Raw genomic sequence first — 13,497 nt, forward strand, 5'->3', positions numbered from 1 at the left:
CCCGATTGTACCAAGCTTCGTGGTAATCTGGTTTAAATTTCAGTGCTTGGTCGTAGGATGCGATCGCTTCTTCATTGCGTCCTAAATCATCTAGCACAATGCCCCGATTGTACCAAGCTTCGTGGTAATCTGGTTTAAATTTCAGTGCTTGGTCGTAGGATGCGATCGCTTCTTCATTGCGTCCTAAATCATCTAGCGTAATACCCCGATTGTACCAAGCTTTGTCTTTATCTGGTTTAAATTTCAGTGCTTGGTCGTAGGATGCGATCGCTTCTTCATTGCGTCCTAAATCTTTTAGTGCAATGCCCCGATTGTACCAAGCTTCGTGTAAATCTGGTTTAAATTTCAGTGCTTGGTCGTAGGATGCGATCGCTTCTTCATTGCGTCCTAAATTAAATAGCGCAATACCCCGACTGTACCAAGCTTCGTGGTAATCTGGTTTAAATTTCAGTGCTTGGTCGTAGGATGCGATCGCTTCTTCATTGCGTCCTAATTTGCCTAGCGCAATGCCCCGATTGTTCCAAGCTTCGTGTAAATCTGGTTTAAATTTCAGTGCTTGGTCGTAGGATGCGATCGCTTCTTCATTGCGTCCTAAATCTTTTAGTGCAATACCCCGATTGTTCCAAGCGTTGTCTTTATCTGGTTTAAATTTCAGTGCTTGGTCGTAGGATGCGATCGCTTCTTCATTGCGTCCTAAATCTTTTAGCGCAACACCCCGATTGTTCCAAGCTTCGTGTAAATCTGGTTTAAATTTCAGTGCTTGGTCGTAGGATGCGATCGCTGGTTCGTATTCATTAGCAGTAAATAATAAATTTCCCAGTTCAAATAGTAAAGGTGGCTTCTGATTATCTGGCTGATATTTTTCAGTCAGCAACTCTTGAATTTCTATAACTTTCTCAATTTTTTGTTCGGCGCTAAGTTTTAAATATTCCTCATAGTCTCCTTCCAACAACAAGCGATTTGATTCTTCTACTACTTCTGGCGTTGTGGGTAATTCAAACACCCCAGAACGCCAATCAAAAAAATCTGGGGCGCGATGAATAAAATAGTTTATCGAAAATGAACGCAAAAGAAAAACAAAGCTAATAGGAAAATCATCTCTAAAGCGTTCTCGCTGTTGATTTAAGTGATTTAAAATATGGGGAACACTGGTTAAATTGCTAAATTGCCCTTCGGTAATTTCCCCAAAACTTCTTTTTTCATACTTATATAAAGAATATTCCAGACCTTTAATCAATAAAATATCAATTTGCTTGTCTTTAATAAACTCTGCTACTGGCTGATATAAATTATCAATCGCCTCAACAAAGCGCAAAACTGCAATCTTCTTCTGGGGAATCTCCTGGGGAAGTTTGACAATAAACTTGTCTGCTTCCCCAGGTGTACACTGGACAAAAAACAAACCAAATCCTGATTTTCGCTTCAGTGCGCGAAGCAAATCTTGATAAGCTTCTTCTGGTTCTGGGGGTAAATCATCATCCCAATCGCTTAAATTTGGGTTCATGAAAGTTTTGCTACGGCTTCTTTAAATTCTGGAATTCCTTGAATCAGTGGATGAATATCATACCAACGCTGCATCTCTCCATCATCATCCAAATAGCGGTATTCCAAAAGACAACGATTATACATCAAACTCCGATACAAGTCATCATTAATAATGCGCTTAGAACAAGACACTTCCGCTAACAGACACCATTGATGATTTTCCACAGCGCGGCGATAAGTATCTCTGGCTTGAGTAATTGCTCGCCGCACCGCCTTTTCTGAAACAGGTAACTCTTCAGTGCGTCCAATGGCATCTTGAGTTAACAATAGCAAATTCCTCACATGACCTCCACTCATTAAACAAAGTCTGTCTAAGGTTTCGGGACTGTCGAAAATTTCTGTTTCTAGTGATAGTTCTGGTGCAATTTGCCGGACTCGCTTCTTAATTACTTCTTTAACTTTATTGAGTCCTAGCTGGTAAACTTCTCCCTTGAGAGTGTTTACCATAATCATCGGCAAAATTTGGGGGTCGCCGTAGATATCTCTGAGGTCTGTTGCCCTGCTAGAATAGACCATTGAAATGGGAACAGTGTAAATCAAATGACAATCTAAAGCTTGGAGTTGTTCGCTACGGTCTAAAAAGACTTCCTCATAGTTTGTGCGTCCGTCGCCATCTTTAACTAACACCATCCGGTCTAAATTATCGACAATTACCGCCAGTTTATTGTAGCCATTAGGTAAGTGCTGTTTTGCATCCACCAGAAACTCATTTAACACCTGAATTAAAGTGACGGTGTGAGGATCAATTTTTTGGCGAATCTTCTGGCGTAATTCAGGAACAGCTCTTAAATTTGCGGTCAACTTGGCGAATTGAGCAAGCTGCACTTCTACAGCCATCTTCTCAAACTCTATAGGAGTCAGCGCCAAATCTTTTAAATCTACCCAACGATCTTTCAACCAGTCGAGTATCGGGCGAGGACTAGCAATTCCTTTTAAATCTTTGAGCAAACGGCGGGTACAGGCGAGGAGAATATCTGTATATTGGGCATCTTCAGAATCGATATCCTCTTCATCAGCCGCAAAATAGACAACATAAAATTTCCGATTTTCTAAATACTTCTTTAACCTGAGTAATTCTGTAGACTTCCCCGCACCCCGATGACCAGAGTACAATTGGCAAGTATTTGTATTTGCCAATTGCATCCGATTTCCCAACTCTTGCAAAATATCAGCATCTCCCCGCACATCCTGACAATCTACATATTTTGGATCGCCTGCGGGTAAGGGTTCAAAGGGGTTAAAGGCGTTGTAGAGGTTTGCAAGTAAGTCAGTACTATTAACCATAGGTAAAAAATATAGCAATGATGCTCATAATAATTGAGATCATACAGAATTGAGGTAGATGAATCCAGTTCAAATACTCATTAACGGAGATAAAAGGCGGATTCATCCAGTTCAAACACTCGTTAACGGAGTTCAGAGGTGGATTAATCCAGTTCAAATACTCGTTAACGGAGATAAAAGGTGGATTCATCCAGTTCAAACACTCGTTAACGGAGATAAAAGGTGGATTCATCCAGTTCAAACACTCGTTAACGGAGATAAAAGGTGGATTCATCCAGTTCAAATACTCGTTAACGGAGATAAAAGGTGGATTCATCCAGTTCAAACACTCATTAACGGAGTTCAGAGGTGGATGAACGCACCTCAAATACTCGTCAGCAATAAAACTACTACGAGATGAGAAAATCTTTACTTACCTATTCTTACAAAAGAGAAACTGGGTTTAGAATCTTGCGCCAGCGCTTTACCGCTGTTTGTAATTCTCCCGACAACCAACTATCAAATTGCGGATAAACTGGCAAACGGGCTACCAATTCCCACCCCGCAGGCTGTAAAATTTCTCTTAATGCCTGTTCCTGAACATGAGGATAATCGGGATTCACCTCATCTTTTGGCCCTATTCCACCCAAATCTCGCGCACCAGCTTCGATACAAGCGAGTAACCATCGGTCATCTTTAACTAAATTCGGCGGAATTTGAATAGTAATATCTGGCGGTAAAATCTGACGTGCTTTAGCAATTACTTCTGGTAACTGATGAGGGTCAAAAGGTGGTGCATCAAAGGTTTGCTGATATCCTGGACTATGAGGTTGCAAGATAACTTCTTGAATGTGGTGATAACGTTGATGCAGTTGAGATATAGCTGTTAGTGTTTCCCAGCAATCATCAACTGTTTCCCCGATTCCCAACAGTAACCCAGTTGTAAAGGGAATCTGCAACTCTCCCGCCCATTGCAATTGCTGTAAACGAACTTCTGGTAATTTACTCGGTGCGTGCCGATGTACACTATTTAACAATGTTGGCGTTAATTGTTCCAACATCAGCCCCATCGAAACATTCACACGCTTGAGCTTTTGCATTTCTTCAAAACTCAGTGGCCCCGCATTCGTGTGTGGTAAAAACCCCATTAAAAGAGCTAATTCACACAAATCATAAATCCGCTCAAACCATGCCTGACGCTTTGGCGAATGTGGATGCACTTCACCGCTAAGTATGAGAATTTCACAGACTTTTTCGTTTTGAAGTGGTTTTAAAATACTGTCTGCATCTGAAAGACTCATCCAGGGACTTTTACCCGGTTCGCTGCGAAAGTTGCAGTAACTACACCGATTAAAGCACTCGTAAGTGGGAACGATTGTATAAGCAGGGCTATAAGTGACAAGACGAGAATTATTTATTGGCATAAGCAGAATAAATTTGCTCTTAGTAAGCAGCCCCAGACTTATTTTAAAGGCTGGAGACACTGACTACAAACCTTTAATTATTCACGCCCACTTATTTATTAGAAAAACCAGAACTATTTTGCTTTGTAAATTTCTGGTAACTGCCACCAAGGAATATGAGGATACTCGTGGTGTTCTTCGTGGTAGCCGAAATGATAGCACGTAATAAATGACCACCAAATTGGACGGCTAATAGTTTGGGCACAATGAGGCTGAATATACCCTGTGATTGGTTCACTATGTGGAAGAAAAGTACCAAAATAAAATAATTGGAATGAACTTAAAAGTGAAGGAAGTACCCAAAAATAATTTAGATTGTCACTTGGTATATGAAGTATATATTTTGCAAAGTTATAAATAATGCTTAGAGCAATTATTTGTCCCCAACTCCAGTAACCTTTCATAAAATGTAAATACCAAGCAAAGAAGTTTTTGTAGTTACCATTATGAAAATCTGGATCTATTTGAGTTGCTGGATTGTGGTGGTGTAACCAATGCTTTTTCAATAATTTTTTATATGGTAAAAGTCCATAAAAAGATAAAGTTAATGTCCCAATAAGATGATTAATTTTGCTGTTCTGAGGAAACACTACCCCATGCATAGCATCATGAGATGTAATAAATAATCCTGTATATAAAAATGTTTGCCAAGCTATGCTAGGTAATAGCATCCAAAGTTTTAACTTCGATATGTCAAGGGGAAGTAATAAACTCAAGCTAATGACCCATGCACTCACAATAACAATAGCAACGAAAAGTCCTTTAAACTGAGATTTACTTTTTACTGCTGGAGTCAGTTTTGTCCGATGACTGGGTGGTTGTTCTAATTGAATCACGCTTTTACTCCGCCTAGTATTTAGGTGAAAATTCCTAAAATATAGTCACCATAAAAAGCACTAACCACCAGCCAGAAAACTCTATTAGTAGTCAGTGTTTTGCCTTAGATAGTGCCAACACTTTAAGATATTTAGAAATATTAAGATACTTTAACTATTATTACACATACAACCGCGATACCAACAACTGTTTTTGGTATCGCGGTTAAATTATATAAGTCATAGTACTGGTAGGTTTGGTAATTATAGCAACTAGTGTTTTTAATATGGGGCTTTATAAACAGCCGAAGTCTGGGGAAAAGTCGGTAACACAATTAGCGGCAAGAGTAGGGAATGAAGTGGAGTAATTCGTGCATGACGCTGTAGCCGTTGAGATCCCAAACTAATGTAGGCTAGAAAGCGATCGCTCCAAAGTTCAGACTGAGGATTAAACCTCAACTGTAACGATAAGATTTCCAAGCTTTTCAGGAAACACTTCAAAGTTAGCAAATAGTATTTATAATGTCAAAAAAATCTAATGTAAATTAGAAAATTTACTGATTTTTATTATCCAAACTAACAAAGATAAAATAATAAGTATGGCTCCTAGTAAGCTCAAAATCTGGAGCCACTTACTACAATAGAATGCTCATAATTACTCGCATTCTCGTTTAGTCACATAGTGGCGGTAGCGAAACATCGCTTCTAATTGCGCTTGTACTAGCCAACCACTGACAAATTCAACACCTCCTCCACCAGGCATAGAGAAGGAAATAGCGTCAGTTAATCTGGTTTTGCCATTTTCCGGTTCAAATTCATGTCGATGTACCCACGATTCAAAGGGGCCAGATATTTGTTCGTCAGTAAACAGGCGATATTTTTCACATTCAGTATGACGCGCTAACCAAGTTAAGGGTAACGGGCCGAGAAATAGGCGAAATTCTGTGATAGCGCCCACGTTCAATCCGCCTTCACGACGAACCACTTGGACTGGTTGCCAAGGTGGATTCAGCAGTTGCAAAATATCTGCCCTTTCGTGAAATTTCCAAACTACTTCTGGTGAGGCATTAATTACTGAAGAATGTTTAAAGTGCAGCATGGAAAGAAAAACCTAAAATTCAACTTTCGGATTCGGTATCAATCTCGATATCTAGGGTATCTTCATCAACCCGCACATACAAAATATTTGGGTTACAGCAAACTTGACAATCTTCAACATAAGATTGCTGTCCTCCGGCACTCAAATCAATAAAAGTTAAGTTCGGTTCGCCGCAATAGGCGCAGTAATACTCAGCTGTGTTTTGCATCAAGTTCTCAGCTATGAATTCAATGGCTGTAATTCCTTTGGAGATGGGTTGATATAACTCTTTGCATCAGCCAAATGTTTTAGTAGTGTAGACTGTGGCAGAGGCCCTTGCAAGTGGCTCCAAGGTAATACTTGTTCTGTTGACCATTCGGCGTGGACGTAGAAATCTAAATCAGGGATTTGTCCTTTGAGTTGTTTGAAAGCACGTTTGTAGCTACCCAAGGAATCGCCAAAGTCACGAGTAAGTTGCAGGAGTTGGGACACTCTGCGATCGCCTCTCGACAACAAAGCCTGTATAATCGACCAATTATAGCTTTCTGGGCGAAATTCTATTCCCTGTGGTTTTAGCTGTTTTTGCAAAAACTGCAACCGCTTTTCGGCTTGACGATTTACCCCAAACCATTGAAATGGTGTGTGTGCTTTGGGTACAAAGGTGCTACATCCGTATGTTAACCGCAATCCCGGCGCAGCTTTTTTGATATTACGCATCATTGCCACGGTTTGCTCTAAATCCTCTGTTTCTTCACCAGGAATTCCTGCCATTCCGTAGAGTTTCAAGCTTTTTAATCCGCCAGCTTTGGCATTTATCGCCGCTTGGATAATTTCGTCGTTATGCAGCTTTTTGTTGATGATTTGCCGGATTTTCTCGGAACCACTCTCTACTGCAATGGTAAGCGATCGCGTGTCTCGTTTCGTCAAAGTTTCTGCTAGCTGCACAGTTACGGTATTGGTTCGCACTGAAGCAATACTGAGACGAACATCATCGTACTTTGGTTGACTAATATAATCTAGCAAAGTCTCAAATTCTGGATGCTGAGTTACAGAAGCCCCTAATAATCCTAGCCGATTTGTGACTTCTAAACCTTTTGCGATCGCTGGAATTAATGAACTTTCAAGACTGGCTGTTCTAAAAGGCAGTGTGAGATAACTCGCCAAACAAAAGCGGCACATTTCTGGACAACTTCTCACCACTTCCACCATGTAAATATTTTCCCAGGCGGCTTTTTCGGTGACTACAGTCGATGCAGATAGCGTATTTCCGCGATAAGTCTGCTTTTGCACCACTGCGGGAATTTCGGGAGAAATTGGTTTAATTGACTTTACTGCACCATCTATATTGTGATATTCGACTTCATACAAACTGGGTACATAAATTCCTGGGATTTGTGCAAGTCTTTTTAGTTGAGTTTGTCTAGAAGCATTTCTCACTTCTTTGTACGCCTCAATGAAATTTCCCAGGAGGTTTTCGCCATCTCCCAGTAAAATTACATCAAAAAAAGCTGCAAAAGGTTCGGGATTAGCTGTGAGAACAGGGCCACCACCAAAAATTATCGGATGAGAATCATCACGAGAAGTTGCCAGAATGGGAATTTCTAAAGATTCCAGCAGATTTAAAATATTCACATAATCCAGTTCCCAGGAAATCGAAAATCCGACTATTTCCGGCGTTCTGGGGAGTTGTTCGTAAGTATCTGTAAACAGGCGACTCACCTGCACATCATCACGCATAGCCAAAGTTGCCCAAACTACCTGATAGCCGAGGCTAGTGATACCTACGCTGTACTCATTGGGAAAGGCAAAAATGATGGGGATAGCGTCGGTGTCTGGGTTAGCAGGGGTGAAAAGGAGGCGTTCAGAGGTAAATACAGATGATGTCACAGGTGTTTCTTAGGAGTGTTTGAATAATACAGTCTCATCGAATTCGCGCCTACACAGGCAAAAACCACTTTTCCTTCTCTTTTCTCCGAGACGGTACGCGAACGTGGGTTTTCACGGTATCTGAAAAACCTCTCTCTAAATCTCTCTTTTCTTAGGAGAGAGACTTTGAATTTTCCCCCTTCCCGCGTCGGGAAGGGGGTTAGGTGTTTCATTTTAGTCCGCGTAGGGCTGACGAGAGTTTGTCTAGCCGCGATATATAGTCGCCAGCGTTTCTTTATCTATATTTAATTTTAAGCCATAGAATTATCAAGTTAAAAAACAATGTCACGCTATTAGCAAGAATAATTGGCAAGGCTTGTAGATAAATTCCGTATATTAACCACAAAAAAACACCAATTATGAATGTAATCAACGTCAGCAAAGAAACATCTTTTGCTGATTTGGTTTGCCAGGTTTTAAACATCTGTGGCAAAAAAGAGATTGTGGTTATTGTGGCAGCCGCTAATCCTAAAATTGTCAGAAAATCCATTGCGATGCAAACCTATAAAATAAAGTTTCCATTGGTTAAAAAACTTATAAATTGATTTTTATAATACTGTTTTAATGTCTTCGATTTTACATTGTAACGTAAGGTAGAAAGTGGAAAAAATAAAAAGGTAAAAGAGTTTAACTCTTTTACCTAATCAGTAAAGAATATGTGATTGACACTAGGAAAACCTGTCAATTAATTCTTCACGGGATAACTGCAACAGTAAAGGCGTAAACTCTTCTGGTGGTAACGTCAATAAAGGTTCAATAATTCCTTGAAGCTCATTATCTATTTCAGCAAAGCGAACTTTGAGCAAGTTTTCCACCACCAAGCGTTCTCCCTGCTGAATTCCTGTTTGGAGTCCTGTTTCGAGTCCCCGTTGTTCACCTTCTTGTATCGCCTGTTCTCGGTCTTGTTGGTAAAGTGGTGCTAATCGCATAAGTAATTCCCTATCTTCCTCGTCTTGATTTTGAGTGACTTGTAAGTTTTGTTGCAAGTTGTACAGCAATTCTAACGCTGCTTTTCGGAAAGGATTATCAGGAGTAAGTGCTTCTAGTTCGTCAATTGCTTGCTTTTGAACGTTGCCTCTACCGATGATTCTCAGCCATAAGGTTTCTGAAATAGATGGCAACTGATGAATTGCTACTATCGCGGTACGTAAATATTCTGCCATGAAGTAGATTCCAGGAAGGTAGTCAACTTTTGGATTAGCACCAAATCCTGATAAGAGTTGCGCTGATGCTGTGGGGGTAAGAATCCATAATTTTGGTAAATCAGATTCTAGAATGCGTGTTTTATTTCGATTTGCCTGTCGTTGTAAATCGCCACGTACCTCTAATAATTTTAAGAGGCAATCGCAAATTTCTGTAGCTGATGCTGCGTTACGAAATGGTTCAAGTAGAGAAGGGATAGTGACAAGCTGACCTAATAATCCGAGTGTTTCTGGTATGTTACTTGGTTGTGGTTTGGGGATGAAATAAACGTCAATTTGTCTAACTTCTCCTGCGACTCGTCTAGGTGCTTGGACTTCGCCGTAAGGAGTGAGTAATTGTTCGAGATAGTCTTTGGCAAATTGGTCGTGAATAAATCTGGTCATGTGTTGATAGTTTGGTGATGCAAACCAGTTTATTTACTATTGTCTGACGATTTTTTGAGATACGACTTAGCCCAAGAGTAGCGTTGTGAATCTTTTTTCAGCAAGTACTCTATTACTTCTCGACGCTTGTTTTCATCCTTAGCATTTTTCACTACTCGCTTGATTTCAGAATCCATATCTCTAGGATTAGCACCACGTTTGATTGCTTCTTCAAACCAATGCTCACCATCTGAATATTGATGCCGTTCAAAACAAATAGCTCCCATCAAGGTGTAAGGGTGATGGCTTTTTGGTTGATACTCAATAGCTTGACGAGCGCAATTTTCGGCTTTATCTAGTTTTTCAATATCTCGAAAGGCTCCACCTCTGCTAGTTAGCAAAGCTGACTTAAGTTTATTTTCTTTGATTTTGTCGAATTCTAAATTATTTGTCAGTTGCAATGCCTGTTCTGGTTCATCTGCTTTACGCCAATGGCTACTAGCATTTGCTAAGTTCCATTTGTTGTCAGTGCGCTGAAACTCCTGCTCATAGAAATTTGCTTCAATTGTGTGGTAAGAAATCCAAATTTTACCAGAGACTAAATTCTTCTCTTGATACTTAGGCTCTTTTTGCCAGCTATAATAATTATATGTTGGTTGAGGCACTTTAATTTTAGTCTCTTGCAGCCAAGCAAACTCTGTTGGTTCAAGTCGCTCTTTTAATTCAAGTTTTTGCAAAATTGTGTATAAAAGATTAGTGTGTGATTTATCTTGATAAGCTAAAACATCATATTTTGATTTCAAAGCTGCAAAGTGCTTTTGTTGTGCGAGAATAATTATATCTTCTCGTCCATTATTTTTCAGCCACTCAATTTCTAATTCATTTAGAGCTTTTCCTGATTCTATATTTAACTTGAGATTACTAGCGTATTTATCGTGATAAATTTCTATTGTCTTAGTCAGCTTACGCTTTCTCAAGAAGTTAATATCCTGTTCACCTAAGTGATGTGATAAATCAAGTTTTTTGAGAACTTTATACAGGTGACTCTTAGGCGATAAATCATCATAATGAGTGACCTTATACTTAGCTCTCAAGGCAGTAAATTCTCGTGTTTGTTCTAAATCTTGAGCAATGGCAATTGTTTCGCTAAATCCTTGCTGTTCTAGCCAGTTAATTTCTGACCCACTCAAATTATTTTTTGCGTCAATGTTTTGCAGTATTGGATATAGTGGACTCGACAATGATAAATCGAGGTGTTTATTAGCTTGGTATTTATCTCGTAATTGAGCAAAGTGAGTTTCTTTTTTTGACTCTTGTTGTTGAAAAATTTCTGCTGTTTCCAAGAGTTGGTTATTGAGCAGCCAATTATATTCAGAATCACTTAAACGTTCTGTAACCTCTAACTTTTTTAGTATTTGATGGAGGAAACTATCAGGATATGAGTCTTGATATTGAGTAGCTTTGTACTTAGATTTGAGTTGAGTAAATCGGTTTATCTCTTGAGCAATCTTCTTCGCTTCAAATAAATCATTTTCTCTCAGCCATTTAACTTCTGAATCAGTAAGTAAATTCCCTGAATCAATTTTCCAAAGTATAAAATACAGATGACTAGATTGCCAGGAAATACCATGCTTTGTAGCTTTGTACTTAGACTTTAATTTTGAGAATTCAACCCCTAAATTTACAAAGTCCTTTAATTTATCTTGCTGTTCTTGACATATAAATTCAAGCTCATGCTCTCTCAACCATTCAATTTCTAGTGTAGTTAGTTGAATTCCTAAGTCAACTTTTCGCAGGATGAGATAAAGAAGACTAGAGGGTGATGAATCGGGATAATTAGTTGCTTGGTATTTGGACTTTAAAGCAGCAAAGTGTTTTAAGCGATTTTGAGACTCTTTATCCATGTTGATAGTAGATGCGATCGCACTTAGTTACATGTGTTATCCGCTACTATAGCAATACTAGTAAAAAAGGGCGAGTAAGACACCCACCCACGAAACATAAATATTTTCTGTAGTCAGTTAAGGCGTCGCCACCAAAACTGGAGTCGAACTTAATGGAGTTCACTTCCATCCTTACGAAGCAGATAGCGATCGCTAATCAACTTTAAGACTACTCTACCTACTTCTGGATGCGTTTTTTCAATGACTGGTTGCACGACAACGCCTTCCATAATGCAGTCGGGACTGAGTACACTATTGGCATTATTGAACTGAGACACCGCTTCCCAACTGTAAGCACCAATATAAAGCACAGGTACTCTCGGCAAAGCAAATTCCTCGCAAAAAGCTACAAAATCACTGTAATTGAGAAAATAACTGCCGCGACGCACAGCAAATATAGCAATTCCAATCTTGCCATTATTCAAGCCATATTTGATATCTTGTACGCCGTAAATTTCCCCAAAAATCTGAGTTCCTGGCGGAAGTTTCTGGAAAGCTTCGTTTTCGTTGTAAGCACGAATATAAACTAAAGTTTTGTTTACTTCGTTATTTTTCCAGAAGTAATTATGGCTACCAATTTTAGTTGTGCCATCAGCATCAACTAAGATAGTGAAGTTAGTTCCGTGCAACTTCTCTGTTACAACAACTTCTTCGCCTTCAATTAGTATGTTTTTGTAACGTTTCAAGTTTTCTGGGCTGGGGAATTTGTAATGTCCAATAACATTTTCTGCTTCCCCGCTCATCCCTCGCGGAATTGGATATTCGTACTTTGTTACACCAAAATACTCCGTGTAGTCGTCTCCGACATTTCCTGTAAAGTTATTACCAACTGGGATAAGCAAACCCTCAGAAAAAATTCCGCGAAGTTTAATAGCATACAGTTTTTTCGAGTAGTAGTTACGAATACCAAACTCATCCAAAAACTTTTCTGGAATAACACTATCAATAGGAAAGTAAAAAGCTAAATCTCCTAAGCAAAACTTCCCTTTGACTATAATTACTTGATACCCCATACCTTCAATAGAGGCAATATCTAGTCTATCAGCATTGGGATGAGGATTAATACTGCTGATTTTGACAACTTCAACTTTAAAAATACTCATAGCTCACCTCTTTTGAAAAGAATACATTTTAGAAAAACTCGAAATTTAGTACGTAGTATGGGCGTACATCTGTTGTTGGGGTAAATTTAAGGCTAAAACCTTTAAAAATATATATTTTTTATACTGATGCGGGAATTTTTTGTTAAATAGATATAGGCGATCGCCTAAGTAATCGCTAACTTACTTTAGCAATATTAACTAAATTAAAATGATTTTAAATCAGCTTATAATCAGGCAATTCAATTTCCCAAAATATAATTTATGGCTATAATATAAAACTATTTTTTAAGTATTTTAAAAACCTTTTAATGTTGGTATTTTTAGCTTTTTTTCTAAAATTTATAGCTTGTATTTGCTTATGAGCGATGCAGCACGTAAACTGATTGGGAAGCTCGATTATTTAGTTCAATACTTTTATATTACAAACGTAATACAAAAATGTCAAGTTGAGAATAATGTTTGCAACAGTGCCTCAAATCACAGCCAAACACGTAGATGGGCTTTAGAATCGGCATCTTTCGGATTTAGGATAGCCTGCATAGCACCTGGATTGACGAGTATCCCAATCCTTAGTTGGGTATCTCTGCCTTGGTGGAGATGACTGCCAAAATACCTATCGCTCGCATAGCTGAACCTTACGAAATATGGCAGGCGATGCTTTTTATTATTGAATGTGATTACTTTACTGGTAGCGTCATAGAAGTGGATGGTAGTGCCCGATTTTAACCTTCTCCCGTGTAGATGAGTAATTCGGTTGAACAATTGGAATTATTCAAATGCTTCAATTTACGTCACG

Annotated in this window: 14 protein-coding genes; 2 read left to right on the forward strand and 12 right to left on the reverse strand. The window is 39.0% G+C overall.

The annotated features are described in order from the left end of the window. The 9 genes from V7L01_RS31605 to V7L01_RS31645 all read right to left on the reverse strand — a co-directional run. The coding region (locus V7L01_RS31605) for a tetratricopeptide repeat protein (protein ID WP_335042007.1) at positions 1–1,504 on the reverse strand (1,504 nt) is incomplete at its 3' end. After that, complete coding sequence (locus V7L01_RS31610) at positions 1,501–2,829, reverse strand: ATP-binding protein (protein WP_335042009.1); 1,329 nt, start codon at positions 2,827–2,829, stop codon at positions 1,501–1,503. The genes V7L01_RS31610 and V7L01_RS31605, both read right to left, overlap by 4 nt. Next, the gene (locus tag V7L01_RS31615; protein WP_335042011.1) at positions 2,822–3,145 is read right to left on the reverse strand and encodes a hypothetical protein; all 324 of its coding nucleotides are present in this window, start codon (positions 3,143–3,145) and stop codon (positions 2,822–2,824) included. The genes V7L01_RS31610 and V7L01_RS31615 overlap by 8 nt, the downstream gene beginning before the upstream one ends. A 106-nt stretch (positions 3,146–3,251) precedes the next feature. Continuing rightward, positions 3,252–4,232 (reverse strand): 7,8-didemethyl-8-hydroxy-5-deazariboflavin synthase subunit CofG, encoded by a 981-nt coding sequence (gene cofG, locus V7L01_RS31620; RefSeq protein WP_335042013.1) that lies wholly within the window; start codon positions 4,230–4,232, stop codon positions 3,252–3,254. A 113-nt stretch (positions 4,233–4,345) separates the two neighbouring features. Then, the gene (crtW, locus tag V7L01_RS31625; RefSeq protein WP_335042015.1) at positions 4,346–5,107 is read right to left on the reverse strand and encodes a beta-carotene ketolase CrtW; all 762 of its coding nucleotides are present in this window, start codon (positions 5,105–5,107) and stop codon (positions 4,346–4,348) included. 634 nt (positions 5,108–5,741) lie between these two features. After that, positions 5,742–6,185, reverse strand: coding sequence for an SRPBCC family protein (locus V7L01_RS31630; RefSeq protein ID WP_335042018.1), 444 nt, complete (start codon positions 6,183–6,185; stop codon positions 5,742–5,744). Between the two features lie 19 nt (positions 6,186–6,204). Beyond that, entirely contained in the window at positions 6,205–6,393 is a 189-nt protein-coding gene (locus tag V7L01_RS31635) for a CPXCG motif-containing cysteine-rich protein (RefSeq protein WP_012411100.1), read from the reverse strand. Positions 6,394–6,404: 11 nt separating this feature from the next. Continuing rightward, positions 6,405–8,051, reverse strand: coding sequence for a B12-binding domain-containing radical SAM protein (locus V7L01_RS31640; protein WP_335042020.1), 1,647 nt, complete (start codon positions 8,049–8,051; stop codon positions 6,405–6,407). Between the two features lie 274 nt (positions 8,052–8,325). Continuing rightward, entirely contained in the window at positions 8,326–8,523 is a 198-nt protein-coding gene (locus V7L01_RS31645; RefSeq protein WP_335042256.1) for a SemiSWEET transporter, read from the reverse strand. Between V7L01_RS31645 and V7L01_RS31650 the strand changes: the two genes are divergently transcribed. Next, positions 8,450–8,635, forward strand: a complete 186-nt coding sequence (locus tag V7L01_RS31650) for a hypothetical protein (RefSeq protein ID WP_335042271.1) — start codon at positions 8,450–8,452, stop codon at positions 8,633–8,635. The genes V7L01_RS31645 and V7L01_RS31650 overlap by 74 nt on opposite strands. 123 nt (positions 8,636–8,758) lie before the next feature. On the opposite strand, the gene V7L01_RS31655 is transcribed toward V7L01_RS31650, so the two are convergent. From V7L01_RS31655 to V7L01_RS31665, 3 genes are all read right to left on the reverse strand, one after another. Continuing rightward, a complete protein-coding gene (locus V7L01_RS31655) occupies positions 8,759–9,676 on the reverse strand; it encodes a hypothetical protein (RefSeq protein ID WP_335042022.1) in 918 nt (305 codons plus the stop codon). Between the two features lie 29 nt (positions 9,677–9,705). After that, positions 9,706–11,400, reverse strand: coding sequence for a tetratricopeptide repeat protein (locus tag V7L01_RS31660; protein WP_335042024.1), 1,695 nt, complete (start codon positions 11,398–11,400; stop codon positions 9,706–9,708). Positions 11,401–11,708: 308 nt separating this feature from the next. After that, entirely contained in the window at positions 11,709–12,701 is a 993-nt protein-coding gene (locus tag V7L01_RS31665; protein WP_335042026.1) for an RNA ligase (ATP), read from the reverse strand. Between the two features lie 597 nt (positions 12,702–13,298). Between V7L01_RS31665 and V7L01_RS31670 the strand changes: the two genes are divergently transcribed. Next, positions 13,299–13,427, forward strand: coding sequence for a hypothetical protein (locus V7L01_RS31670; protein ID WP_335042028.1), 129 nt, complete (start codon positions 13,299–13,301; stop codon positions 13,425–13,427). The last annotated feature ends 70 nt before the right edge of the window (positions 13,428–13,497 follow it).

It is taken from the genome of Nostoc sp. (assembly GCF_036917095.1).
Taxonomy (GTDB): Bacteria; Cyanobacteriota; Cyanobacteriia; order Cyanobacteriales; family Nostocaceae; genus Nostoc.